The sequence below is a fragment of the Paenibacillus sp. NPDC101420 genome (assembly GCF_050277435.1).
Lineage (GTDB): Bacteria > Bacillota > Bacilli > Paenibacillales > Paenibacillaceae > Paenibacillus_AQ.
The window spans coordinates 1,216,392-1,243,184 of the sequence record NZ_JBNNSE010000002.1 but is presented as its reverse complement, the minus strand read 5'-3'; the positions used below and the strand labels follow the sequence as shown (position 1 = coordinate 1,243,184).

Annotated in this window: 19 protein-coding genes; 8 read left to right on the top strand and 11 right to left on the bottom strand. The window is 42.1% G+C overall.

Annotated features, from left to right (window positions below; translation table 11 throughout):
• Positions 1 to 23 precede the first annotated feature (23 nt).
• Positions 24 to 2,777 carry a glycoside hydrolase family 2 protein gene (locus ACQKMP_RS14570; protein WP_427469622.1) on the bottom strand — a complete coding sequence of 918 codons (2,754 nt, stop codon included), beginning with the start codon at positions 2,775 to 2,777 and terminating at the stop codon, positions 24 to 26.
• A gap of 145 nt (positions 2,778 to 2,922) precedes the next feature.
• Here ACQKMP_RS14570 and ACQKMP_RS14565 point away from each other — a divergent pair, with 145 nt between their 5' ends.
• Positions 2,923 to 3,861 carry an ArsR/SmtB family transcription factor gene (locus tag ACQKMP_RS14565; RefSeq protein ID WP_427469621.1) on the top strand — a complete coding sequence of 313 codons (939 nt, stop codon included), beginning with the start codon at positions 2,923 to 2,925 and terminating at the stop codon, positions 3,859 to 3,861.
• Positions 3,862 to 3,945: 84 nt separating this feature from the next.
• Here the strand turns inward: ACQKMP_RS14565 and ACQKMP_RS14560 are convergent, their stop codons facing one another.
• Genes ACQKMP_RS14560 through ACQKMP_RS14550 form a run of 3 tightly spaced genes read right to left on the bottom strand, consistent with a single transcriptional unit; the run spans position 3,946 to position 5,237 of the window.
• Complete coding sequence (locus ACQKMP_RS14560) at positions 3,946 to 4,323, bottom strand: iron chaperone (protein WP_427469620.1); 378 nt, start codon at positions 4,321 to 4,323, stop codon at positions 3,946 to 3,948.
• 31 nt (positions 4,324 to 4,354) lie between these two features.
• Complete coding sequence (locus ACQKMP_RS14555; RefSeq protein WP_076283444.1) at positions 4,355 to 4,717, bottom strand: DUF4180 domain-containing protein; 363 nt, start codon at positions 4,715 to 4,717, stop codon at positions 4,355 to 4,357.
• Position 4,718: 1 nt separating this feature from the next.
• Complete coding sequence (locus tag ACQKMP_RS14550) at positions 4,719 to 5,237, bottom strand: ankyrin repeat domain-containing protein (protein ID WP_341128508.1); 519 nt, start codon at positions 5,235 to 5,237, stop codon at positions 4,719 to 4,721.
• Between the two features lie 221 nt (positions 5,238 to 5,458).
• Between ACQKMP_RS14550 and ACQKMP_RS14545 the strand changes: the two genes are divergently transcribed.
• On the top strand, positions 5,459 to 5,944 hold the full coding sequence (locus ACQKMP_RS14545; protein ID WP_042189017.1) for a DUF2975 domain-containing protein: 486 nt from the start codon (positions 5,459 to 5,461) through the stop codon (positions 5,942 to 5,944).
• Positions 5,945 to 6,056: 112 nt separating this feature from the next.
• Here ACQKMP_RS14545 and ACQKMP_RS14540 read toward each other — a convergent pair whose 3' ends face one another.
• From ACQKMP_RS14540 to ACQKMP_RS14530, 3 genes are all read right to left on the bottom strand, one after another.
• A complete protein-coding gene (locus ACQKMP_RS14540) occupies positions 6,057 to 10,169 on the bottom strand; it encodes an S-layer homology domain-containing protein (protein WP_427469619.1) in 4,113 nt (1,370 codons plus the stop codon).
• Positions 10,170 to 10,312: 143 nt separating this feature from the next.
• Positions 10,313 to 11,404 carry a response regulator gene (locus ACQKMP_RS14535; RefSeq protein ID WP_339241777.1) on the bottom strand — a complete coding sequence of 364 codons (1,092 nt, stop codon included), beginning with the start codon at positions 11,402 to 11,404 and terminating at the stop codon, positions 10,313 to 10,315.
• Positions 11,405 to 11,407: 3 nt separating this feature from the next.
• On the bottom strand, positions 11,408 to 14,518 hold the full coding sequence (locus tag ACQKMP_RS14530; protein WP_427469618.1) for an ATP-binding protein: 3,111 nt from the start codon (positions 14,516 to 14,518) through the stop codon (positions 11,408 to 11,410).
• A gap of 246 nt (positions 14,519 to 14,764) precedes the next feature.
• Here ACQKMP_RS14530 and ACQKMP_RS14525 point away from each other — a divergent pair, with 246 nt between their 5' ends.
• The 5 genes from ACQKMP_RS14525 to ACQKMP_RS14505 all read left to right on the top strand — a co-directional run bounded on the left by ACQKMP_RS14525 (position 14,765) and on the right by ACQKMP_RS14505 (position 19,241).
• Entirely contained in the window at positions 14,765 to 15,541 is a 777-nt protein-coding gene (locus ACQKMP_RS14525; protein WP_427469617.1) for a MerR family transcriptional regulator, read from the top strand.
• Positions 15,538 to 16,218: a GNAT family N-acetyltransferase gene (locus tag ACQKMP_RS14520; RefSeq protein ID WP_427469616.1), complete on the top strand. Its 681-nt coding sequence runs from the start codon at positions 15,538 to 15,540 to the stop codon at positions 16,216 to 16,218. The genes ACQKMP_RS14525 and ACQKMP_RS14520 overlap by 4 nt, the downstream gene beginning before the upstream one ends.
• Positions 16,202 to 17,209: an alpha/beta hydrolase family protein gene (locus tag ACQKMP_RS14515; protein ID WP_427469615.1), complete on the top strand. Its 1,008-nt coding sequence runs from the start codon at positions 16,202 to 16,204 to the stop codon at positions 17,207 to 17,209. Before ACQKMP_RS14520 ends, ACQKMP_RS14515 begins: the two co-directional genes overlap by 17 nt.
• A gap of 130 nt (positions 17,210 to 17,339) precedes the next feature.
• The gene (locus ACQKMP_RS14510) at positions 17,340 to 18,167 is read left to right on the top strand and encodes a MerR family transcriptional regulator (protein WP_427469767.1); all 828 of its coding nucleotides are present in this window, start codon (positions 17,340 to 17,342) and stop codon (positions 18,165 to 18,167) included.
• Between the two features lie 45 nt (positions 18,168 to 18,212).
• Positions 18,213 to 19,241, top strand: coding sequence for a serine hydrolase domain-containing protein (locus ACQKMP_RS14505; protein ID WP_427469614.1), 1,029 nt, complete (start codon positions 18,213 to 18,215; stop codon positions 19,239 to 19,241).
• An 84-nt stretch (positions 19,242 to 19,325) separates the two neighbouring features.
• Here ACQKMP_RS14505 and ACQKMP_RS14500 read toward each other — a convergent pair whose 3' ends face one another.
• Positions 19,326 to 19,715, bottom strand: a complete 390-nt coding sequence (locus ACQKMP_RS14500; RefSeq protein ID WP_042189026.1) for a hypothetical protein — start codon at positions 19,713 to 19,715, stop codon at positions 19,326 to 19,328.
• A gap of 139 nt (positions 19,716 to 19,854) precedes the next feature.
• The gene (locus ACQKMP_RS14495) at positions 19,855 to 21,600 is read right to left on the bottom strand and encodes a glycoside hydrolase family 35 protein (RefSeq protein WP_427469613.1); all 1,746 of its coding nucleotides are present in this window, start codon (positions 21,598 to 21,600) and stop codon (positions 19,855 to 19,857) included.
• 153 nt (positions 21,601 to 21,753) lie between these two features.
• Between ACQKMP_RS14495 and ACQKMP_RS14490 the strand changes: the two genes are divergently transcribed.
• A complete protein-coding gene (locus tag ACQKMP_RS14490) occupies positions 21,754 to 23,208 on the top strand; it encodes a sulfatase family protein (protein WP_427469612.1) in 1,455 nt (484 codons plus the stop codon).
• Positions 23,209 to 23,289: 81 nt separating this feature from the next.
• Here ACQKMP_RS14490 and ACQKMP_RS14485 read toward each other — a convergent pair whose 3' ends face one another.
• Together ACQKMP_RS14485 and ACQKMP_RS14480 are read right to left on the bottom strand one after the other, a co-directional pair.
• Positions 23,290 to 24,789: an arylsulfatase gene (locus ACQKMP_RS14485; RefSeq protein ID WP_042189032.1), complete on the bottom strand. Its 1,500-nt coding sequence runs from the start codon at positions 24,787 to 24,789 to the stop codon at positions 23,290 to 23,292.
• 15 nt (positions 24,790 to 24,804) lie between these two features.
• The gene (locus ACQKMP_RS14480) at positions 24,805 to 26,700 is read right to left on the bottom strand and encodes a family 20 glycosylhydrolase (RefSeq protein WP_427469611.1); all 1,896 of its coding nucleotides are present in this window, start codon (positions 26,698 to 26,700) and stop codon (positions 24,805 to 24,807) included.
• Between the last annotated feature and the right edge of the window lie 93 nt (positions 26,701 to 26,793).

Genomic DNA, 26,793 nt, shown 5'->3' with positions numbered 1-26,793 from the left:
TGATCCAACTTCACCCATGTATGTTATCGATAACGAATCAATATATCTATTGGGTAGCGACCCGCATTGCGACCATATAAGGCTAAGCCTCCACCCTCTGCTTGAAGCTCCAAACGGAAAGTACGATTGCGATCTAGTTTAGCTGCTAACTGCCCCGGTACACTTACTTTACACAGATAGCCGTAAGAGCCCGCCTCATCCAGCTTATTCGCTAATGGCTGATAATGCCAAGATAATACACCTCGGCTGTCGGCCGGATCATCTGGCAAATAGAAGGAGCCAATCCGTTGACCTTCTATCAGAACATTCACACGTGAAGGATGACGTTCTTCGTCGGTCATATAATACGTATTCGGATTATACTCCACCCTAGCATCTGCACCATGCATGAGATCAAGCCCCATTTCATTTTGCTTTGCGCCTTCAAGATTTCGAGCCAATACTCGCTTTGCGCTGGCTTCGAACATGATTTCGATCTCGCCAATCATCTTTTTCTCCATACCATCTGGAAGAGTTACATCATATGCATAATGGCCTTGCCCAGCTCCATTGATTTTTGCGCATTGAATAGCTTCCCATTGTTGTTCAAAATTGTGTTCTTTATACGCATTCACTGGGATATTAATACAATCTCCATCCCCTTCAAACCTTACACTCTGATTACCGCTTCTAACATCAAACGTAATGAAGTTGCGTGTGATTACCTCTCCCTTATTATTTATCAAAGAAACTGCCAGCACTGCAACTGCATCCTGATCGGGCATAATGATAAATAGTGGTGGTAAATCTGCTACTCCATATCCGTCCCAATTCACTGACATATGCTCACTTTGTGTAACAACTCGTGTTCCCAAATTGTCGTACCAAAGTTCCCACTTCACCTGTAAATACTGTCCATGATATTTATCTGAGAAGCTGGAACGAAGAAGCGGAACTTTAACTTCATCCTTTGCGTTTACTGTCTGACACGGCGGTGCATCGATCACGATGAAGTCCGGAGAATGCAGATCAGAAATCGTCATCCCTGGAACAAAGTCATCATAACCAAAATCTTTATCGCTACCGTCTAACCGATAATAACCATTGAACTCGTTCGTAACATCGCGAAATTCAGTAAATACGAAACCGCATAGCTTATCATGCCGCCGGAATTCATTCATCATATAGCGGTAATGCCATGCCAAATCACTATCCCCTGCCCCGCCTTCGATACCCCATACGTTTCCACATTCACTGTTCATCAGCGGGGCATCAGATTGTACATTACCTCCGATACAGTTAAAGTCTGAACCTGGGAAAGTTTTGTCTACAACCTCATTCAAATGAGCTCTAAGCTGATCATAACCATTAATGTAGAAATGCCAAGTATTGATATCAGATTCCACATGATCATAGTTACAAGGTGAGTTATCTTCAACGATTCTAGATGGATCAAGTTGTTTTGCCCAACGATATTTTTCCCGAACCCATTCCTGTGTTTCTTTGAGATAACTAGTCTGCTGCTGTAAATCACTCGTCAGACTAGTGTCCTGAGCGTTCGTCTTCAAACCCCATGTCTCGTTAAACATTACCCAAGAGAAAATCGATGGATGATTATAGTCTCGTTCAATAATCTCAAGTGCTTCACATTCATACGCAGTACGTGCTTTTTCATCCGGATTTCCCCAAAAGCAAGGCATGTCTTCCATCACCAAAATACCCAGTTTATCCGCCCAATATAATTTTCGTGGTTCCTCTGGCTTGATATGAATACGCACAAAGTTCAGTCCCAAACGTTTCATTAGATAGATTTCATCCCGCATGTCTTCATCAGTTGGATAAGTGAAATAGCCCGTTTTGTGATAAGACTGGTCAAGGGTACCGTTTAAATAAATCGGCTTACCATTGAGGGTAATCCAGCGATAACCACGCTCATCAAAGCGCACAGTTTGGATTTCTCGAACTCCGAAATAGGTACTGACTGTGTCTGTGCCAAAAGATCCGCTAAGTTGTAGTTCGCCTTCGTACAAATAAGGTGTATCTGGACTCCACAAAATTGGATCTGTTATATGAATAGAGAGCTTAAATTCATTCTCCCCTGCGATAAGATCTATTTTCTCAGTATGCAATATAGAATTCTCTGCGAATTTCAGCGTGAAATCTGCCGATCCATTTTCTTGTGCAAAGATTCTTGTGGTCACGTTCACTTGCCCATCAATAGTGGTCACAAACTTAGCATCTTTCATATAAGTCTGAGGCCGAGATTCTAGCCATACGGGCTGCCAGATTCCGCGAATTTCTCCATAACCCTGTTTGCCACGTGCTTGGTAATCATGATCGAAGTCCTCTACTCTAACGACAATTGTATTGTCTAGATCTTCAACCCAGTACTGAGTAACTTCGAACTCAAATGAACCATATCCACCTTGGTGTAAACCAACATGTACTCCGTTAATCCAAACGTCACATGAATAATCCACTGCCCCGAATCGCAAAAATAGTCGTGTCTGTGAGTCGGTAGTCTGCCATTTCAAAGTCCGCCGATACCATCCTATCCCTTTATGATCACTGCCAATACCTGATAATGGACTTACCCAAGAAAAAGGAACAGTAATCCTCGAACTGTAAGCGATTTCGGAATTGGAATACCAATATTCGCTAATTCCTTCATTGCTCGGATCAAAGCTAAATGACCATTCCCCATTCAAATTCATCCATTCGTTGCGCTGCCAATGTGGATGCGGATGTTCGGGACGAGGAATCGGAAGACTCTCAACATTCAGTACGGAAGTTGTCATGATATGAGCACAGCCTTTCAAAATAAGAAGTTGAGCTCATTTTAGCACCGGTATATAAAATTCGCAATGTATATTATAATTTTACAATATATAATCTTCAGTGTACAATATCCTCAACCTATCCTAACGAAAAGGAATACAACCAATGAATGATATTTCGCAAGAAACGATACGGTTCCCCGCATCACGCATCTTAGATGTTGCTAAAGCACTTTCTGGAGATGTCAGAGTCCGCATTCTTGAAGCCCTTGGTGACAAGCCCATGAGTGTCAGTCAATTGGCCGAGACACTTGGCGTAGCTCAACCAACAATTTCAATCAATGTACAGACCCTTGAGCAAGTTAACTTAATCTCATCTACACAGGGTGCAAATCGCGAGAAAATATGTGCGGTCACCTGCCGATCCATCCATCTCGATCTTCCTTCGAAGCTAGGCGATGGTCTGCATCAAACGGAAGAAATACATATGCCTATTGGGATGTTCTCCCACTGTTCTATTCAACCCTCTTGTGGTATGACTGGAAAAGACGGCGGAGTTATCGGTTCTCAGGATGATCCACGGGTATTCTACATGCCTGAACGAGTTGATGCATCTCTCTTATGGTTCGCTGACTCTGGCTATGTCGAATACTATTTTGCCAATCCACTACCCCCTGGTGTCGAGCTTGATGAGATTCGGATTTCGGCTGAGGTTTGTTCTGAAGCACCTGCATTTCGGGAAGATTGGGCAAGTGACATCACATTAACTATAAATAACCTACATGTCGGTACTTGGACTTGTCCATCAGATTTCGGTAACCGGAAAGGAAAGTTAACACCCGAACGATGGAAGGGTGGTACAGAATATGGAATGCTGACAGAGTGGAGTATCTCAGAACAGGGTAGCAAAATAAATGGAACTGCTTCTTCCCCTACTACAATTAGCTCACTGAAGCTGGCATTTAATGAGCCCATTCGAGTACGATTTGAGATTCGCGAGGATGCCCTCAATAGACGAGGACTTAATCTATTCGGAAGTGGTTTCGGAGACTACTCACAGGATATTATCCTGTCGTTTGTGCGTCGTTCAGTATCGGGTACATGATAACACGTAAGAATCGCACACCTGAAACCAGTGTAGATCGAAAGCTTCAGGTGTGCCAGTGGACAATGTTTTCTTACACACCAATTACTTACGCTTATTTTCAGCTTTTTTGATATTCTCAGCCACTCTAAATTTCACGATCTTACTAATTAATTCATAGGGCATCGGCTGATTAAGAGGGAATTGAATGGATCCTTTTGCTCCTTTATAGACTGATAATTCTTCTTTAAAAGCGTCAATACCATTAGGCGTTGGATAAAATCCAATATGGTTTTTGAAAGCCGCAAAATGCACTAGATTTCCGTGCAGTGTAAAAGTAGGCATCTGATAGCTAATCTTTTCAATCGCTTCAGGTGCCGCTTCTTTTATTACTTTTCTTATTGTACTAAGGATTTCCTGAATCTCAGATGGAAACTTTGAAATATAGTCATCGATCGATTCATACGTGATTTTAGCGTCCATGGTAAGTCCCCTCTCTGTTTTAAGTTCATATTTAACTTTGATGAAGTGCTGCCAATGCTTCGTCTTCTGTACTCTTGAACAATATTTTATTCCCCTGATTACATTCGTAAATAAAATCATTCAGACTTTTACTATTATAGCCAGTAAATTCTCCCACAATAGCAACTCGCATCTGATAGTTTGTATACTTTTGAAGAATCTCTCCGGCAAGCCCCGTCTTTAACTCAAAAAAATCATCTGTGATTTGCTCTTTTCTTAGAATCATTTTATCGCATTCTTGATATCTCACGTTTGCCATTAGATCGAGTGCATCATTTACATTATTAATTACAATACCTTCGCTGGAAATCAAAGCTACTGTTGAATTGTCTTTACGGTTTAATGTGATTTGCATTCTAAATTGCTCCTTTTTCAATAAGAAATTCTTTTACGTTGTGGTTTCCTTGTTGGATAGCTATAGCTAATACTGATTCACCACCTTCAATTTTAGCATGGATGTCAGCTCCGTGTTCGATTAACAAGCGTATCAGCTCCACATTATCCGAATGAAAAGCTGCAGAATGCAAGGCAGTGTGCCCATCGCTATCAAAAATATGTGTCTGAGCGCCCTTGTTCAATAGCAGTTGGATAACACCCATATTCCGCTCCCCAGCAATTGCAGCATGAAGTGCAGTATTAGAAGGAATGAAATTAATCTTGGAATGGGATACTGCATCAACCTCAGCACCATGGTCTATCAATACCTGCACCGCTGCTTCTTTACCGAAATGTGCTGCATATCCCAAAGGTGTAAGGCCCTCGTTATTTTCCGTATTTGCAAGAGCCGGATGGAATTCTAAAATTTCTGTTAGCCGTGCAGCATCGCCATGTTGTGCCGACTGAAAAACTTCATTAATACTTTGCCGTAGTTCCATTAGATTTCGCCTCTTTTCAATTGATGAAGAAATGATTTAGCTTATTTTTTCTGGATAGTGAAGCCATTCTCCTGCTAACAAGAAGAAATGATGTTGTCGTCTTTTAAAGACGATAACCATTTCTCGTAAAATAACAAACACAAAAAACAATACAAATTTATTGTAAATCAATAAATTAAATGCTAAAATCATGAAGTCATTAAATAAGCGAGGTGTTTTAAATGAATGTTAAACGAGGTTCAACCACTTTCTTAAAAGTAATTATTTTTCTGGTTGGAATTGCAGTGCTTGCTTTGTGTATCTGGTTGCCTGAGATAGCGGTAAGAGATGCACGAGTACATCCAGATACGGCTTACTTCCTGATTCCCTTTTTAGTATGTGCTTACGGATTCTGTATTGCGTTTTCTGTTGCGCTTTACCAAGCATATAAACTATTAAACAACATCGAAAAGAACAATGCTTTCTCTGAATTATCCCTTAACTCTTTGAAGATTATAAAGAAATGTGCTTTTGCAGTCATTTTCCTCATTTTGTTAGGACTAGTAAGCTTAAGGGTGCTTGCTAAAGTTACAGATAGTGATGATCCAGCGGGTCCTACATCATTATGTCTAATGGGTCTTTTAGCAACAAGTATCATCGCAGCCATTGTGGACGCACTTCAAAAGCCATTAAAAAATGCCCCAGATATAAAGCCAAAAAATGTATGATTAGCAGTCAAATATCAACATTAGAATTTAATATAGCCAAAAGAAAAGAGTATTCATTCGAAGGTTATCGAATGAATACTCTATCTTTTCAATGTATATTGTGAGCCAATTTTTAAATTAAATCAGACTTTTGAAGAAGCCGCTTAACGATCGCTGCAACCTCAGCTCTGGTCATATCATCCTTGGGAGCAAGTACATTGCTGCTTCGTCCCATGATTACGCCTGCCTGCAAGCAGTCAGCAATTGCGCTAATCGCCCAGTCAGATGATTTGCCGGCATCGGTATATGGGTTCAAGAATCCTTCAGCGGATTGATTAGGAAGGTTAGCCTTTAGCGCTGTAATTTTCATCGCTTTGGCGATAATCAACATCGCTTGTTCACGGGTAATTTGGTCATCAGGGCGGAACATGCCATCTTCAAAACCATTGATTAATTGATATGCATATGCAGTATTGATCGCACTGTTATACCAATCCGAAATTTTAACATCCGAAAATGGTGTTGCTGTTTGACTCAATCCTAGTCCGAGACCGCGAACGACAATCGCCGCAAACTCTGCGCGGGTAATCGCTTGATCAGGTGTAAATTGACCATTGCCAGTCCCTTCGATAACTAAACGGGAACCCATATCATTCACTGCATCTTTTGCCCAGTGATTAGCAACATCACTGAATTCAAGCGGATGCCAGATTACAGAGTAAGTGCCGCCACTAAGGCTGTTGATTGTAGCAAAATATTTGCCTTCAATGACTATCACTTTAGTAGGTACATGACGCACTGAGCCATCAGCATCAATATACACACCGGTTGTAATCTTATTCGGGTCCATCCCATCCGGAATAGCAATCGTACGTTTCACATACGTATTGAATTGGGATAGTTCAATACTCTTATCTCCGTAAATACCTCTAGCTGTAAAGTTTACTGGTGCGCCGACTAATGAAAATGATCCGTTTTGCGCAGCAGCTCCTAATGCTTTAACTTGATCGGCAGTTGGTGCGCTGATTTCAATCTGAATTTTAATATCTTGTAAAGCTACAGACTTACCAATCTGCGCGGATAAGGCCTCAATATCAATCTGCCCAGCAGGCAGTGTAAATGTCGCATTTCCCGTTCTGATTTCAAGTACAGCTTGATTTCCCTGCATATTTTTAACCATTTGTCCGTTTAGTTCGCCAACGATAACATCAGATTTACTAGTGGCAGTGATAGAAACCACCGCACCTTTACCTTCAGCGGCGAGCTTGTCTTCCAGCTTCTTCTGGTCTAAAGCAATGGTGGTTAGCGTTTGATCATTCCGTTTACCATTCGTCGCAGTTCCCACGGTTTCCGCTTTACCATTGATTAAAATGGAAGCATCATTTGCCACAGGTGCCGGCGTTGCTGATGGAGTTGGTTGAGAAGGAACATCAACACTGGATGGAGCGCTCGGGATGACTGTATTGGATTCAGCAGATGATTCGCTAAAGCCAGCCTTATTGATGGCCTGTACCGTGAAGGTGTAGCTTGTACCATTCGTAAGACCACTGATTGTAAGCGGACTTCCATTACCCGTAACCGTCAGCCCTCCCGGATGAGCCGTTACAATATATCCTGTGATTTCACTTCCACCATCGTTTACCGGCGGTGTAAAGGTGATGATCGCTTGACCATTTTCTGCAGTTGCAGTTACGGATGTTGGAATACCCGGTGCTGTAATTGGCTTAGCAGGAGCCTTCACAGTAACGGTTGTTGAAGCTTTATAACTGCCATCTTTCGTTGTAACCGTAATGATGGCTGTTCCCTCACCAACTGGAGTAACCACTCCATTCACGACTTTTGCGATAGTTTCATCGCTGGAGCTCCAGATCAGGTCCTTAATGGTCGCATCAGCAGGCGCTACTGTTGCTGTTAACGTCTCCCCATCTTCACCCACGGTTAAATTAAGTGCTGTCTGGTCTAACGTTACTCCCGTTACGATAACGGTAGGTGGCGTTGCTGCTTTCACATTCACTGTTGTTGAAGCAGTAAAACTTCCATCTTTAGTCGTAACCGTAATGGTGGCTGTTCCAACACCAACCGGGGTTACTACTCCGTAAACAACCTTGGCTACAGTCTCATCGCTAGAGCTCCAGATGACACCCTTATTCGTTGCATCGACAGGTGCAACTGTCGCTTGAAGCGTTTCTGCATCGTCACCTTCTTTAAAATCAAGCGTTGTCTGATCTAATGTTACTCCGGTTACGATAACAATTGGTGGCTTAGGTGCTGCCACATTCACAGTTGATGAAGCCTTAAAACTTCCATCCTTAGTCGTTACAGTAATAATTGCTATACCCTCACCAACTGGTGTCACCACTCCATCCACGACTGTTGCAACAGTTTCATCGCTGGAGCTCCAGATCACATCTGTATCTGTCGCATTTGCAGGTTCTATTGTCGCCTTTAGTAAGGCATCTGCTTCACCAGCAGTTAAGTCGAGCGTCTCCTGATCAAGCTTCACTCCGGTTACGTCCACAACTGGAGCACTCACAGTTACGGTGGATGTCGCAGTATAACTTCCGTCCGTAGTTGTTGCTGTGATCGTTGCGGTTCCAACGCCAACTGGTGTTACCACTCCATTAACAACTGTCGCGACAGTTTCATCACTGGAGCTCCAAGTCACTGTTTTGTTCGTCGCATTAGCAGGTTCTATTACAGCATTTAGTGTATCTCCTGCTTCTCCCTCTGTTAAACTAAGTGATGTTTTATTCAAAGTCACTCCAGTTACGAGGACATCTCCCACATCGTTTACCTGCACATTGAAGGTGTATAAACTACTTATAGTTCCATCATTTACAGTAACAGTAATCACACTGTTTCCGTAGGCATTCTTCGCTGGTGTTATTTCTAACGTCCGCACATCCCCACTTCCACTTACTTTCAGTCCATTATTCGGAATTAGGGAAGTATTAGAAGATGTAGCTGATACATTAAGGTCATCCCCATCCACATCAATAACCTTAAAGGAGCGTAATACAGATTTATTTTTTTCCGTTGTAGTACTTCCCATGAAGCCTGTGTCCTGCTTCCAGCTAGCACCAGTGATTGAACCGTTCTTAGCTGAACCAGCCGGTGTATTGACAGCAATAATACCATCATTTCTATTCGAAAATTTATAGTTCAAAGCCAGATTTGGCTCTGATCCATTCAAATCGACGTTCATTTCGCGAACAATTTCGCTCTGGGTTTTAGCTTTACTCCAAAACCTTACGTCTCTCATCCCACCGCTGTAATCTCCGTCCTGTCTCCAGGTGCTTTTACCAAGCCAGTTGTTCGGACGTGCCATATTTCCAACTGTACTTAAATCCATAGCCCCTTCTGCCTTAAGAACCCCATCCCAATAAATTCGTCCCTTTTTCTGACTGTGATCATAAACAATTGCGACATGAACCCATTTAGAAGTCGGGAAATCTTCAGTGACGTTAATCTCACCTTTATTGGTATACGCTATGAAGCTCATTTTTTTTCCGTTAAAACCCACAAAAATATTGTGGTTTGCCTCTCCGATTGAAGATTCGAAGAATCTCATCCAGGTATTAAAACCATTGACTTTTAAATTACCTTCAATTGTAAAAGAATTCTTGTATAACAGTTGATCTGGGAACGTCACATAATCCCCATTGCCGTCAAAACTAAGATAGTCCCCACCATTCAGTTCTGTCAGATAAGGTGCATCGTTCACTAGATTTACAGTAATTGTAGCAGTGCCTAGATCTGGGTTGAATGCTGCAGAAACAGTGGTATTCGCATTTTTTTGATAATTTTGATACCCTGTTGCTGTAGTGTCCCATAGCTTAAAGTCAATGGAAGCTGTTCCGTTCCAGTCTTTAGCGGGGACAAAACGAATTTTCTCCGATTTCAGCAGCAGAAAAGCTTTAGTGTCAGACACTGGCTCGATATTATACCAGATGTTTCCCAATGTGTTGTAATATTGCCAGGCCCCATTGGTATTATCAAATGACACCACAGCAATCCCTGTTGTCGCTGGATCGGTTACCTTTCCTGACAAAAGACTGGAAACAACAACGCCCGCGTTGGAAGTATCGTCTTCATTAATGGACGGTATCACAGCTGGGCTATTCACGATCCAACCAAAGTCCGATTTTGCACTCACTATTTGAGTGTGGATCGGTCCCACACCTTGCACCACAACTCCAGTGGCTAACGAAATACTAATGCCTATTTTCATAAATGATGGCTTCAAACTCTTTTTCCCCCTCTAGCTTAAATCATGTCATCATTTCGACAATAATCGAGAGTATTATACAAAATTATGATAAACGAAAAATAAACAAAAAAAAGAACCTTCGAAATCCAATCGATTCGTCGGTTCTCTTTTACTATATATTAGTTCATAATCTTCATAATCAACGCTTTAAGCTTAGGATCAGGTGAAGTTCCAAGCTCCTGTTGAAGGGTCTCTTCCAATTGCCCATATCGCCGATAAGCTTCATTCATACGCCCTAGTTCAATATACAAATGAATGATTTCCTGATGGATATCTTCTCTCAAGGGATCCAATTTCAAGATTCTCTCAAAGTAGTGCAGCGATTGTTGACGCTCGTTCTGCTCCATATGAAATCTAGCAGCTAGTTCCAGCAGTCCAATAAAATCCTGTTCAAGTCGGCGTGTCTTCCCACTAGCCCAATCGTATGCTTTACCTTTGAGAAAGGACCCCGTATATAATGTTTCTACTTGATTGAACCATTCAGAATCTTTTTTCGAGACCTGCCTAATTTGCTTCAGCTGTCGCTTAAACTCATACAAATCACAATAAATACTGCGTTCCTCTATACTTATTTCGGTTCTGCTGGCTTTAATAAAGCTAGTTCCGATTGCTTTTCGAATATAGTACAGGGTTGAGTTCAGATTCTTCAACGCTTTATCAGGTTCCAGCCCACTCCATAAGGTATCGATAATTTCATCTCGGCTAACCGTCCCTTTACTAATCAAAAAGGCAAACAATTCTTCGGTTTTTGGGCTCCTTAGCTTGATGGGCTCTCTGTCTTGCGTACGGCGGTATATCTTTAGTCCATTAAATAAGAGAACTTCTATGACGGGCTGAACCGTCACACCTCTATTCATTTTTTTGATCTTATCCAAAGTTTTAGTTAAACGCTGTGCAGTTACAGGCTTCAGCAAATAATCCACAGCACTCAGTTCGAAGGCTTGCAGTGCGTATTCGTCATACCCTGTAACAAAAACCACATTAATCGATTCATCTAGTTCATGCAAAAGGGTGGAAAGCTTCATTCCATTTGTGTCAGGCATAGAAATGTCCAAAAAAGCTACATCAATCGAATTCCCCTTCACAAATTCATAGGCTTCCGTCGGATCCAGAAAAGTATCGTATACTTCAATCTCTCCACTCTGAGATAATATCCTTTTTAAGCGCTTTACCGATAATTCTTCATCATCCACGATAATGGCTCGCAGCATACTTCAACCTCCTATCCGCTTCATGTGTTGTTTGGGGATATCAAAAGAAACCCGTGTGCCTTTTCCTTCAACACTTTGAATACGAATGTTCTTTCCATAGAGAAGTTTGATGCGTTGACTAATATTCCAAAGCCCTACGCCTCTTTTATCTACATCTGATTTCATGATTTCCTCCAGCTTGTGCTCACTCATTCCGCGTCCATTATCTTCTACAACAAAGCTGACCACAGAAGGATCCGACTCTTTCACAGATATAGTTACCTTTCCTCCCCGTAAATTGGACATCAGTCCATGTCTTATAGCATTTTCTACTAATGGTTGTAGGATAAGTGGGGGAATCCGGCTATCCGTATTTGCGGTAATATCATATTCCACTTGTAATCTAGCACCAAAGCGCACTTTTTCAATATTAATATATGCTTTAACTAGCTCTAGCTCACCCTCCAAGGTAGTTAACGAATCCAACTGTTTGAAATCAAAGCTGCTTCTCAAATACTGTGACAGCTCCAGCGTTAATTCTTCCGCCTGCTCAGGTTCTTCCACACATAATGCAGCAATTGAATTCAGGGCATTGTACAAGAAATGCGGTTTGATCTGAGAACGTAAAAAGGCAATTTCGGCATCTTTAGCTTTCTTCACAGAAGCTCTCAATCGGGTCAGGCTTTTCACACGCGCCATTAATTCTTCCGCTTCAAACGGCTTCCCCACATAATCATTTGCCCCATTATCCATGGACATTTTCATATCGCTAACTCTATTCTTCGCCGTTAGCATTAACACAGGCAGCTCAAAGGGTGTGAATCTCTCTCTAATCCTTTGCAGAACCTCATAGCCAGAAATATCCGGCATTGTAATGTCCAGTACAACGAGAAAGAAGTCTGAATTCTTCGATAACTCATCAAGTGCCAGCTGCCCGCGGTTCACAACAACAATGGAATATCCCTCAAGCTTGAACAAGTTGATCATAGATTGCAGGTTGGCAAAATCATCGTCCACGACCAAAATCGGCTCATTGATTTTACCTTTGATATATATAGGATACTCCTGGCGCGGAAAGAAAACTTCTCTATAAGGAAGAGTCTTATCCACGATTGGACCCGTGACTTGATTAGATGTTCGATCCCATCGTGAAATAGTAAATATAAAGACCGAACCTTTACCTGCAACAGAGTCCACTCTAATGTTCCCGCCATGTAACTCAACCAGCTTCTTGGTAATGCTTAGTCCGAGACCTGTCCCACCATGACTGTGAATTTCAGCTTCGTCCACTTGCTCAAAGGCCATAAAAATACGTTTCTGCATATCCGGTGCAATTCCGATTCCCGAGTCTGCCACACGGACCTCAACCCATTCATGAGTAAATCTGGCACTAATATTTATTTCACCCTGCTCCGTGAATTTAATCGCATTATCTACCAAGTTGTGCAAAATCTGAATCAAACGGTTGCCATCTGCATGTACAGGTGGAAACTCTGAAGCAACATTGTTTACGAGAAAGATCGACTTTTCTCCGAGCAGAAACGAATGTATACCGATAACAGAATCAACAACAGCTTTCAGATCTAGGGTGCTTTTATATAAGGTGATATCTCCATGCTTCATTTTGGAATAATCGAGCAATTCGTTTACCATATAAGTTAATCTTCTTCCACTTCCCATTACGATCGCTAGATTCTGCGCTTGCCTTTCGGTAACTGGACCTTCAACCCCATTAAGTAGTGTAGCAGTAATGTTCACTATGGCATTTAGTGGTGTCTTCAGCTCATGAGAGGTATTGGAGAGAAACTCGTCCTTAATTTTGTCCAGACCGATCAGTTGGTTTTTCATTTCATCTATCGTATGATAAGCCTCGAAAAAACGGAGAACAATCAGAACGATCATAATGATATTAAAGGCTACAATGTAAAACTGTCCTAGCCAAAGATTTTCTTTCATCGAAAGAGCAAACAGAATGATGTCTATCGAGTACAGATTGATAGCAAGAATCGCCAAGAACAGCAGCAACGATTTGATCCGATTTACTTCAGGGCTTCTGATGTACAAGATAGCCACTCTAAACAACATCCAAATTAACATCAATTCATATACAATGATCACATAGGTAGAGAAAAGCGTGTAAGTACGAATAGGCAGGATTGCTACCAATATTATAAAGCTGCCTAGTATAATCGTTACGACTTGCGTAAGTTTTAAAGAGATTATGCTTTTGTGCATTTGGTAGAAAAATATAGCCAGAACAATAAAACACGATATGGAGCTAATATCCTTCACTTTGTATAACACAATGAACGAAAGGTTTGGGAAAAACAGTAACAGCGAACGTTCTCCAATCAAGCCATGATAGATCGCAAGCAGTAAACAAATAATAGCAAATACAAGTAAGGAGTAATCCTTCTTACGGTATAAAGCAGCCGCCACAAAGCAGATGACAAAAATAAGTGATAATGTTCCCAATATTGCAACTGTACTAAATTCACGAGCCGTACTCTTCTGCTGGTTCTCCAGCATAGCGGCTTCCTCGCCAAACGTAAGAGATACCGGAATACCTGCATTTACATATTCATAGTTAGAAACTTGAATGATAATCTCTACATCACCTTTTTCAGACGAAAAAAGCCCAATCTGCGGAATATTCCCCGACTGGTAATCGGCAGTACTCATAGTGGGGTTTCCATCCTTAATGAGTAAATGCCCATTCACATAAATCGCACTCGAAAAGCGGATATTCGTTTTTTTCAAAGCGAATACACCGTTTACAGGTAAGTTTTTCAGCACCATCCGATAAGTAGCAGAACCGAATGCAGGTAAAGGTTGTCCATCAACCACTTTGCCATTCCATCGTGAGGGGACCTCCATTAATGCTGTAGGAGCAGGTTTGTCTGTGCTTGATTCTTTAAAATGCTCAGGCATTAGCAGCTGGTTCCAATAAAATTCCCACTCACCATCTAACTTGATGATCTTTTGTTGCCCATAATCCCAAGTTGAAAGATCCATGCTCCCCTTCTGAACTTGCAGATAATTCTCATGTTGATCATTGTCTATAAAAATGGATAGTGGGATTGTTGCTAACGAGATGAAAGCAATTAAATAAATAAGTAACGTCCTTTTGAGCATCGTAGGCCCCTTTTCTATGGTGATGTTAAGCTGCGCAAACGCTTGGGGCATCGTGCAACACTTGGATTAAATAGGATAGATAACGATAGATAATTCTATAAAATTTTCTGTTTTCCTTCATGTTTCGACAAATTAATGGAATCGCGATAAGCGATTACACGAAACTGAGATCCACGCTTGACCTTAGGTCAGACCTAAGGTTTATAGTTAAATCAACAAATACCAATATAGTTAGGAGCACCTCCATTGAATCATTACATTACGATTGGTGAACTTTCAAAACTTATGAATGTATCCGTACATCAAATCCGATATTTTGAAGAGAAAGAGATTTTATTTCCAGCCTATACTGATAGCAATCAATACCGGATGTACGGAATTAATGAGATTTATCAGTTGGCCCAGATCCTATTACTCCGCAAATTGAACGTGCCTGTCAGTACGATTAACAAAAGCATGAATAACTTCACCAAAAATGACTACCATCAACTTTTGGAGCAGTCTCTAAGTAAAATAAACTCTGAAATAAACCAGCTAATGTTGTTGCAGCAGTTTTTACAAAAGGTACTTAAAGAATACGAGCACTCTGACATTCTAGAAGACAAATATCACATTAAACAATTGGATACTCGTCATTTAAAAAAATGGATGGAAATAGAGCAAGATGAGTCACTCACCGCTCGAAGTTTGTATGAAAAAAAGCCGCAACCAGCTCATTTATTTGAAACAGATCTGCATTATTTATACGGTACTGAACAAGTAACCTTATGTTTTGAAAGCACTCACTTACCAGACATCATCCTAGAAAAAGGTAGCTACTTATATAAAGCATTTTTCGTGACGGATAACCAGGATATTGAACGTGAGATTGCTCAATTGGAACACTATTTAACACAACATCACTATACAATTCAGGGACCATTGATCCTTTTGGAAAAATCATATCTATCCCTATTCAACAATGACAAGCTTCATTATGAAATCCAAATTAATATCAAGCATGACCCTGACGGTGTAGCATGATAAGTCCGAACAAGATAACAATCGCTCACTACCAAGAACAAGATCATAGAGCAGTCTGCAGTCTTTTAGTAGATGCGTTCCACGGTAAGTTCCACTCCCTCATCTCACTAGAGAACGATGATATTGCTGAACTACTTTTTGGGCTTTGGGAGAATGATCAACCGTCCGCATCATCACAACAAATCGTAGCTAAAGAAAATGGAGAGGTTGTCGGTACGCTCAGCATTAAGTGGAAGGACAGCCGAGCCTCAGACAGAAGTAAATTTATATCACCTCACCATAGTTCCTTTTCACAATTATTTAAGAAATTTGGATATTTAAATGTATGTAAGTTAATGGTTGGGTTACATTTTTTGAATTATCAGCCTCGCGCAAAAGAATGTTATGTCGATCATTTGGCCGTTCGATCTAGCCACCGTAATAAAGGAATCGGTAAGCAGTTGCTTAGTTGGGCAATAGATTCTGTAAACAGTCACTCCGAAGTGGACAAATTAACGCTACATGTTGCTAAAAATAATAAACGAGCTATTCATATGTACCAACAGATGGACTTTGCTATCGATCAATCAAACTATAGCGGGATTAGACACCTTCTTTTTAAAGAGGCTAATTGGCATTACATGACGAGGCGTTTACCACTACATCCTAGGAGCTCAATAAATGAAAAAAAATATTAAATTAACCGCATGCTTGATCATTGGCTTAATGGCAGCTTCAGTCTTATTCGTATTAAATCAGCATTCATATGCAATGAATGAGCAAAAGATAGAAATCGAAACCCCTCAGGGTAAACTAACAGGAACTTTAATTCTACCCCAGCACTATTCTGGAAACGTAGGGCTAATAGTTTTTGTTCATGGTGATGGTCCCATAAATGACACATACGATGACGGATATAAACCTTTATGGGAGAAATTCGCATCTGCCGGATATGCTTCTTTGTCTCTTAACAAGCCTGGTATTGGTGGTTCCTCTGGTAACTGGTTGGAGCAAAGCATGGAAGATCGTGCTCAGGAAACGATATCTGCGATTAACTGGGCGAAGAACTTACCAATGATTGATAAGAAGTCTATTGGTTTGTGGGGAGCAAGTCAGGCCGGTTGGGTGATTCCCAAGATTGTAAAAGAAGTTCCTGATCTCGCGTTCAGTATTCTTGTATCGCCTGCGGTGAACTGGATTTCTCAAGGTAAATACAATACAAGATTAGAAATGAAACAAGAAGGCTTCTCGGAAAATGAGATCCAAGCGAAAGAACATTATAATGCTCAAGTATTACAATTACTTAACGAACGAGCATCTTACGAGGATTACTTGCGTATTGCACATTCCGAGAACTTGATTTCTAAGGAACGCTGGGGATTTATCGCCAAAAACTATCAGTCTGATGCCACCGAAGAACTTAGTTACTTCAATGCTCCTGTCCATTTAGTACTCGGCGGTCAAGATATCAATGTAGATATTGAGGAAACCGAACGTATTTACCTTGAAAAAATACCTACCAGCTTGCTCTCCGTCTCTTATTTTCCCAACGCTGACCACTCTATGCTGTCAAAGAAGAATGCCGCATCCCCCTTAAGGACTTATTTAACCGCTGTTTTCTTTCCACGACAATTGGTGGAAGATCAATATTTAGATGATCTAAGCCGATTTGTAAAGACACAACATTAAACCTATTTCCAGATAAGAAGTCTGGCTATTGACTTTACCCTTAGGGGAAGGTGCATAGTGGAATTGAACAAACCACCGAAAATTCAAAGTCTATATATCATTAAATATCGAAGAAATGGAGATGAGATTGTTGCTGTCCATAGGAGAATTCTCGAAGATATGCGAAGTGTCAACCAAAACGCTGCGGTATTATGATGAAATTGGATTAATTCATCCCGATGAGATTAATCCCGAGAACGGTTATAGGTATTATTCCATCAAACAACTAACAAAAATGCTCTTTATCAATCGTTTGAAATCTTATCATTTCTCACTAGAAGAAATCAAAGATATTCTGGGATGGGAGCAGGATCATTTTGAAGAGAAGCTTAGTACAGCCCTAAATCTCAAAAAAAGAAAACTACAAGAGAAACTACGAACTTACGAATATACGTTAAAGCAAATTAATAGTGATGTTCTAAATTTAGAGAAAGGAATATCTATGATGTCCTACCTAAATAAGATAGAAGTGCAACTTATTGAAACCAAACCAATGCATATTCTTTTCACGCGTCAAATGTTGAGCAGTGATGATTATGCGCTTGGATATGGTAAGTATTTTAGCAAACTGTATGAAACTATTGCCACTGAAAAGCTGACCTTGCTTGGGACGCCAATAACAATTTATCACAGTGAGGAATATAATCCTACCGGGAATGATACAGAGTTTGCCCTACCTATTGAGGAGATTGTAAATGGAACGAGGGAATTACGTGAAGGGCTGTGTGCGAAGTCTGTTTATAAGGGCCCTTATTCAGAATTAACATCGGTTTATGCGAAGCTCACAGAATGGATAGAAAATGAAGGTTATGAAATGGTGAACTCACCCTATGAAAAATATATAACAGACCCCACGCAAACTTCTGATCCTCAGGATCTTGTTACTGAGGTGTATTTTCCAGTTAAGAAAAGAGCGTAGCAGCACTCATATTCACACAAAAATTTGATTAAAGGAGTTATCGATATGCACAGAAACTACTGGCCTACAAAAGACTGGCAAACTTCAGATCCGGCTACCTTAGGAATGGATGCTGAACAACTTTCAGAACTAGAAGCTAAGATTAAAACCGACTATAGTAATATAAACGGAATTGTAGTGGTGAGAAATGGATATATTGCCTATGAACAATACTTCAATGACTATGGCCCGGATGATCTGCATCATGTGGCTTCTGTAACGAAAAGCATCTTATCCGCCCTCATTGGTATTGCCATTGATGCCGGCTTTATCAAGCATGTTGATCAGGAGGTGCTGGATTTTTTCCCCGACTATGTTCCCGACGATGCTGCTGCCAATCTACAAAAACGAGAAATCACTATACGCCATTTGCTCACCATGACAGCTCCCTATGCTTTTGAAGACTGGCACGAGCCACTGGAGCAAATGTGTATGCAGCCTGACTGGGTAAAATATACACTGGATATGCTAGGCCAACAAGGGAATGTCGGTGATTTTAAATATTCCAGCGCAGGGGCGCACTTACTGTCAGCTGTCATCACTCGTTCCACAGGAAAAAGTGCCCGTGAGTTTGCTAACGAGCGATTATTCAGCCCTATCGGCATGACGGAAATCCCGGATTATGAGATGAAATCATTTGGGTTTGATGATTTATTTGGGGTAAATGTGAAGGGATGGGTGGAAGACCCCAATCGTATCACCACAGGAGGATGGGGACTTACGTTGTCTCCACGTGATATGGCGCGTTTTGGTTTATTATATTTGAACCGTGGAAAATGGGAGAATAATCAGATTATTTCGGAGACATGGATTGAAGAATCAACAGCGATGAACCCTAATCATTACGGTTATTTGTGGTGGCTACGCGAAGAAGATGGGACTTACACTTACTCAGCGTTAGGGGATGGTGGTAATGTCATTTGCTGCATTCCAGAAAAAAAACTTGTCGTAGCTATCGCCTCAGAAATCACACTTCAGCCTCGTGACCGGTGGCCTCTGATTAAGGATTGTATTATTCCGTCTGTAGTAGAGTAAAGAAGATAGAAAACATGCTGGTTGCCACTACTTCATTAACAACTAGGAGTGCAACCAGCTGTCTACAATCTAAATCATTTTGCTTCAAGGAAAAATAATATCGCCTTCGTTGCTGCTTACATCAAAAAATCCTACTTTGTGTTTTATAGCCAACTCCCGCATCGCCGTATAAGCTTCCTCAGCTACAGAATAAGCGAAAGCTGCATAGATGACGGATGAGCCAAGCGAGTAGTCAGTCAACCGGTTATCCGTTCCTGCTTCCTCCATCGCCTCAAAAATCTCATCCTCTACATTCATATTAGGAAATTGCTCGGACAACTCACTATAAAAACGTTGCAGCGCCTCCGATAAAACTGATGGATCATTATAGGCATGGTCTTCCGACCACTGCACTTGCTGCTCATACCACTTCATAAACGCTGCTCTCTCTTGCGGTGCTTTAGACGTCTCGAACGCCATCAAATCATAACTCATTAGCAATCCTCCTCTAAACCACCCTAATCGTGCATTTTCAGTTCCTATAAATTGTTGGGCTGTTTTGATTATATATTAAAAATCATCAGACCCATACTATAGAATTATGATACTTACTCACCCATTAAATATTTAAATATCATGTGAGCTCAGGTGTATCTACAAAAGTAACCACTGGCTCCATTACGCCATGTAATTCAAACAAGATTAGTTCGTTCCCGCCTTGACGCAAAAGCGGTGCCGGTATGTAAAGCGTTTTTGTCGGACCCTCCTCCCAGTAACGACCTAGATTAAAGCCGTTTATAAAAACCTGACCTTTACTCCATCCGTCCAACCGCAAAAAAGTATCCTCAGGCTTACTGACTTGAAAGCTCCCCCGGTAGAAAGTGGGCCGCTGACGTTCTTCGCAATCTATCGGTGTGAATGATAATCCTTTAAGATCTGTTAGTGGCAAGGAACGAATGGTCCAATCATGCAAAAATTGATAGCCGAGTCTAACGCCACAGGTTATGCCCTTCGGATCACGAAGCAGAGGGCCATAATTTACGCGTCCCATGTTCTCCACAAGAATGTCGATTTGCAGTCCCTCAATCGGGATCTCTAATGAAATTCCTCGCGGATCCCAGCGTTCAACTGTACCGACAAAGGCCCCATTCGCGAATACAAGCGCACGATCGCGAACTTCTTGAAGAACGAGCTCCGTACTGCTGCGGGGTCCACTGATCTTCGTTGAATACAAGATAAATCCATAATCCTGACCCAGTTTCTCCATTGGCTCGGGACATGCTCTACGTTCTGGACGAGACAAAACGTCTAACTGAGTGAACAGTGGTGCTGCTTCTGTCATCAACACTTTACCATAAGCTTGTGACTTTATTAACGGCGGTAATTCCAGTGGCGGCAACGTTACGTATTTCTCAATAATTTTTCGAGCTTCATAAAATTTTGCAGTTGGCTTACCCGATTCGTCCAGCAGTGTATCATAATCGTAGCTGGTTACGATGGGCTCATATTTGTCAAAAAGATTTGCCCCATTCATAAATCCAAAATTCGTCCCCCCATGAAACATGTAGAAGTTAACAGAGGCTCCTAGAGCCAGCATTTCATCCAAAGTCTCCGCTACTTCGGATTCGGGGCGGGTATTATGCGGTTTCATCCAGTGGTCAAACCATCCATTCCAGAATTCCATGCACATCAACGGCCCCGTAGGCTGATATTCACGTAATTTAGCAAAGGCTTCCTTTGCCCGTGAACCGAAATTTACGGTGGCGAACACTCCGTCGATCATACCGCCTTGAAGCATATGATCTTCAGCTCCATCTGAAGTAAACAGCAGAACGTCCATGCCGCGGGCGATCATTCCTGCTTTTAGATCATGCAGGTAAGTCTTATCACTCCCAAAGCTTCCATATTCGTTCTCTACCTGAAGGGCAAGCACAGGCCCACCGTTAGTGCTTAACAAAGGCCGCAGACGTGGAAGCAACTCATCGAAATAGGCATCCAACTTAGATAAATAGACGTTATCATTACAACGCAGCTGGATGTTATCGTCCGCAAGTAACCAAGCTGGCAATCCACCGAATTCCCATTCCGCACAAATATAAGGACTTGGCCGCAAAATCACGTGCAAACCAAGCTCTCCAGCAAGTCTAACGAAAGCCTCGATGTCAGCAAATCCATCAAAATTGAAGCTCCCCTCCTCTGGTTCGTGTAAATTCCAAGGAATATAGGTTTCAACAGTATTTAATCCGCAAGCCTTCAGCTTCAGCAAACGATCCTGCCAATATTCCGGAACGATCCGGAAGTAATGAAGCGCACCAGAAAGCAACCGGATGGGTTGTTCGTCTAATATAAAATGATCCCCTGATATGGATAACTTCCGCATATAATTTCTCCTCCAACATTGAGATAGACTATTCAATTATAGGTAATAAAAATATCAACCCATATGGACAATTCTAATGAAATATATGGAGAATTCATTGGTTGCTAGAGGCTTTTGTGATGCTATAAACTATATTCATAGGAGGTTTTTCGGATGTCAAAAAGAACTCATATTTGGTTAATAACCACAGATCAAATGCGTGCGGATGCACTAGGTATCGAGAACGCTTCCGTACTGACACCTGAGCTTGACAAGCTTGCTTCAGAAGGCACGCTCTTCACTGGAGCTTACTGCGCTAGTCCCGTTTGCACGCCCTCACGCTCCTCCATCTTTACTGGAAGGTACCCGCATGTTCATGGTGCTTGGAACATCGGTACTGCGCTTAGAGAAGACGAACTTACCTTATGCGATCATTTAAAGACAGCGGATTATAAAACCATCGGTATAGGAAAGATGCACTTCCGTCCACAAATGAAGGGGGACTTTTCACAAGAATATGAAGATCCTGCTTATCGAGATCGCGGAAGAGCTTCCGATGGAACGTACTACGGATTTGATGAGCATCATATTACTGAAGACAATTGTATCGGGGAATATATGGAGTGGCTTAAGGAACGCAACCCGGAAGTAGCAGAACGATTCAGTAAAGACCGTTTCAGAGCCTCCGATGCTCAACACGATGTGTGGGAGAGCGAAATTCCTCCGGAGCTGCATCAGACTTACTGGATTGCTGAACGGAGTATCGATGCTATCCTCGCCCACAAAACCGAGCAACCGTTATTCTTATGGTCCAGTTTCGTTGATCCGCATCATCCCTTTGACCCTCCAGAAGTTTATACGGATATGTACGCGGACATTGACATTCCGTCTCCAACCAGAGAAGCTGACGACGTTCATCTTCGTCCTCCACATTTGCTGCGTCAGAGTCAGGGAGGATATTGGCCTGGTGGCGGTGAGGAGCATTCTCTTGATGAAGCGCATATGAAACGGCTCACTCGAAATTATTATGCGATGATTACCTTCATTGATGAGCAGATCGGACGTATTATAAAAGCTTGGCGTCAAAAAGAAATGTACGATGATGTTGTCATCCTCTTTACCAGCGATCATGGAGAACTGCTCGGTGACCATGGACTAATTTACAAGGGACCGTGGTTTTATGAAGGGTTAACACGGATCCCGATGATCGTACGTGGTCCTGGGATTGCTTCCGGGCAACGGGTCTCTGCTTTGATGGAACATGTTGATATTGTCCCCACACTGCTTGAAGCCGCAGGTCTCAAATTCCCCTACGGAATTCAAGGCGTGTCACAGATGGAAGTGCTAGCTGGCAGGGAGTCCCATGTACGTAATTCTGCCCTAACCGCTTATATTGCTCATTATCGAGGCATAAACGCTAAGTGTTTGCGAACTACACGTTATAAGCTAGTTATCTTTGCAGGAGAGACCTACGGTGAATTATATGATCTGAAAGAGGATCCTCATGAAAACTACAATCGTTTTGAAGATCCCGATTATAGTGAAATTCGCAGTTCGATGGTAGAATTGCTCGTCCATCGAATGATTCAAGATCAGGACCCATTGCCTCAGCGCCGGAGTAGCTGGTAAATCAAAACACATGCTAAACTCCTTAATCTTTCCGTAACAGACGAAGGACAACCTGAATGTTCAGGTTGTCCTTCGTTAAGATCATTTCCCCAATTCGGATGCCTTTAGAATATTAGAAATTGGACGTCCGGCAATCAATTCGCCGTTGTTTACAAACCCTTCCTCTCGTCCCTCCAGCTCGTGAATAAGACGCTCTCTCCATTCACGTATACGCTCTAAATTATCGGTATATCCGATTGCATTAACCTTCTCTAAGGGATCGGTCACTAGGTTAAAGTACTGCTCTTCGCCTGTCTGAGAATACCATATGAATTTCTCTCTTCCATCCGTTAAAAAGTGGTGAGACTTTTCTCCATAGGCTTGCTCCCCATGAATATAAGACCGCCACACTATCTGATCTCCCTTACACAGCGGCAACACACTTTGCCCTTCTACTGTAACTGGTATTTGGACGCCAGCAGCTTCAAGAAACGTCGGCATAATATCGCGAAGCTCTACAATGGAATCAAGCCGGGAGCCTGCAAGAAGTCCAAGCGTTTCTCCCGGATCAAACACTATGAAAGGAATCTTAGCACTTCCTTCATAAGGAAGAGATTTGCGGAAGTAATGATGATCCCCCATCATTTCACCATGATCAGAAGTAAATAGAATCAAAGTTTCATTTAAAACTCCATATTCCTGCAGCCCATTGATCAACCTCCCAATTTGGTCGTCAAGATGCGTTATTAGTGCATAATATGCGGCACGGGCACGATCCAATCTGCGCTTTGGCAAATGAGTGAACGAAGATGTTGGATCCTTAGCACTGTTTAAAGCTGCATTCTCGTCCACCCAATCTCCGACTGGAGGATCAGGAATTTCCAAATCCATGTACATATCTAGATAACATTGCGGCGGATCCAAGGGGGAATGTGGGCGAACGAAGGAGGACCATAGGAAAAATGGTTTTCCAGGGTCTCTTCTTCGTAAGAAGTCTAGCGATTCGGTTACGCACCAATTCGTTGGATGCATCGATTCCGGCAAATGCCAGGGGCGGGCAACCGTTGAGGCATTGCAATCAAGTCCTAAGTCAGTGATATCCGAATTGGCATTGGTTTGTCTTCGCAGCCACTGTAAATAATCATCTACTTGATCATAGTGTTCATCATATATGGCTTCGCTCTTGTCCCGATTGTAGTGAAGATATCCATCATGAAGCACTACATTATGAAATCCACATAGATTACGTGCAGGATACACATGCATCTTGCCAACACACTGCGTATGATAACCAGCTTGAGCAAGCTCTCCGGCAATCGTATGGGCGTAATTCCATTCAACCTTATCCTGATACCCCACCCGCCCATGTGATCGTTGGCCCATTCCTGTCATGATAGCAGCCCTCGCGGGAATACAACTCGGGGTAGCTGAGTAAGCATGTTCAAATAATATCCCTCTTGATGCAAGAGAATCCAGGTTGGGTGTCTCAACGACGGGATGTCCCATGATGCTCAGGCAATCAAAACGCATCTGATCCACTGTGATAAGCATAAGGTTGGGCCGCTTTGAGCCATTTTGATGGTCCAGATTAGTGTCAATCATAACCTCACTCCCTTCTTATACTCCTGCGATGACGGACGGTGTTGCGATCGTGTGCCACAAATTCGCACTTATCGCCCTTGGACCGTCATCGTCAACGAGACCGTCGAACGTAAGTAGCTCCTCTTCTAATTCAGCTATCTGTTCCACTTTCCCTTCGACATAACTATTGATTCGATGAATTGCCGTCCTAATCCTCTGAAGCATACCTCCCATACGAAGATCAAAAACATCAAGACCAAACACCTTATTTTCCAGCTCCCATTGCACCCGATAGTCATCCATAAATCGAACGGCTAAATCTGATAGTTCTGGCAAAGTCACCTTGGAAAAATGAGCCAATTCCTCAACATTCCCTCGATGATAAGCATCACGTATGGAAATCCCGATTTCGCTCTTTATCGCAAGCAAGCGACACAAGCTGGCTTGTACAGAGAATAAGGATTGCCAAGGCGAATTCCGAGTAATCGCCTGTTCAAGCATTTTCGCACTTTGCTGATAATGCTTCGAATACACGCTAGGAATAACATGTCGATCGAACAAACCACACAAAATATCTTGATAAAGCAAGTATTTAGCCGGATTGATGGAACATCCCCCCGGTGCCGAATTACCTGGAACCAGGTTAGCCGCATCGAGTGCCATAAAGTCATCATAATGGCCTTTCACGCAGCTACTGAATCTTTCTTTGACATGATTCTCCACGAAACATCCCGTGTAGCACAGCTCCGCCCAAAGTTGAAGGGTAGGAAGAACCGAGAAGACGGAAGCTTCAGCACCATTATCTCCCCATGCGGTAATCAGCACTTCTTGAATTCCATGCTTAACACAGCTATCATGAGCCAGCAGACTGACTTTGCGGCTGAATTCATTGTTTGGAGCGAAGCCCATCCATTTCCAAGCACCACCTGCAAATCCAATATGATCATTCAGCTGCTTATGTTTGCGTAACATTCCGTCGTATTTCTCCTGCGTTTCCGAATAGTAATCCCAATAGATCAAGGTAACATCTTCAGGAATCAGCTTAACAATATCGGGGCTGATTGGACTTTCAGCATCGTAATATTCTCCGGAACTGGCCAGACGGAAAAACATGTCGCTCCACATCATCGTACGGAAACCATATTTCCTTGCGATTTCCATAACAGTACTAAAGTGTTTTAACATCAAGGAGGATCGATCTTGATACCCATGCTTGTCTAGATATTTACCAAGTCCCATCATATGCGCTTCGTCCATCCCAATATTTATACGGCGACTGCTTACATGGGTCGCCATGAAAGCGAACATTCGATCAATTAACTCGTAAGTTCTCGGATCATCAATGAGGAGAATGTCTTGGAAATCCACTAGCGGTGCATGTGCTTGCCATTTCAATGCTTGGCCCAGATGAGCCAGCGTCTGGATACAAGGAACTAATTCTATACCAAATAACGCTGCATACTGGTCCATCTCCCGAATTTGCTCCCCTGTATATCGACCTCTTAAATAACCGAAATAAGGATACCCCTCAAGTTCGTAGGTGTCTTCCGTATACAGTTGAACCGTTGAATATCCCATAAGCGCTAAGCGCCGAATCAATTCCTTATATCCTTCATGGTTAAGAACAGCATTTCTTGAGCAGTCTACCATGAAACCTAGCTGTTCATAAACCGGCATTTCATTAATTTCAACTCTCTCACCACGACGTAAATTCTCTAGCAATCGGCTGAGTGCCCGGATCAACTGATGTTCCTGTTCATACTCAATAGTGGCCTGAATCTCATCGTAAGATATTCGAATGCCCTTCCCTTGTTTCTTACAATTTACTGGAATCCCTGACCGTTCTATTCGAATACTCAATATTCCCGCTACTTCTGAAACAGCTGCTAACTGTTTCTCGGTTAACCCTGTCAAGTGAATGCTATGTATCATAGACTTTCCCCTCCTAATCTTATTATAAGTATGCGATCAGTAGCGCCGCACATTCTTGGTTCTTCTTCAAATCATTAAACGGAAGATCCGGGC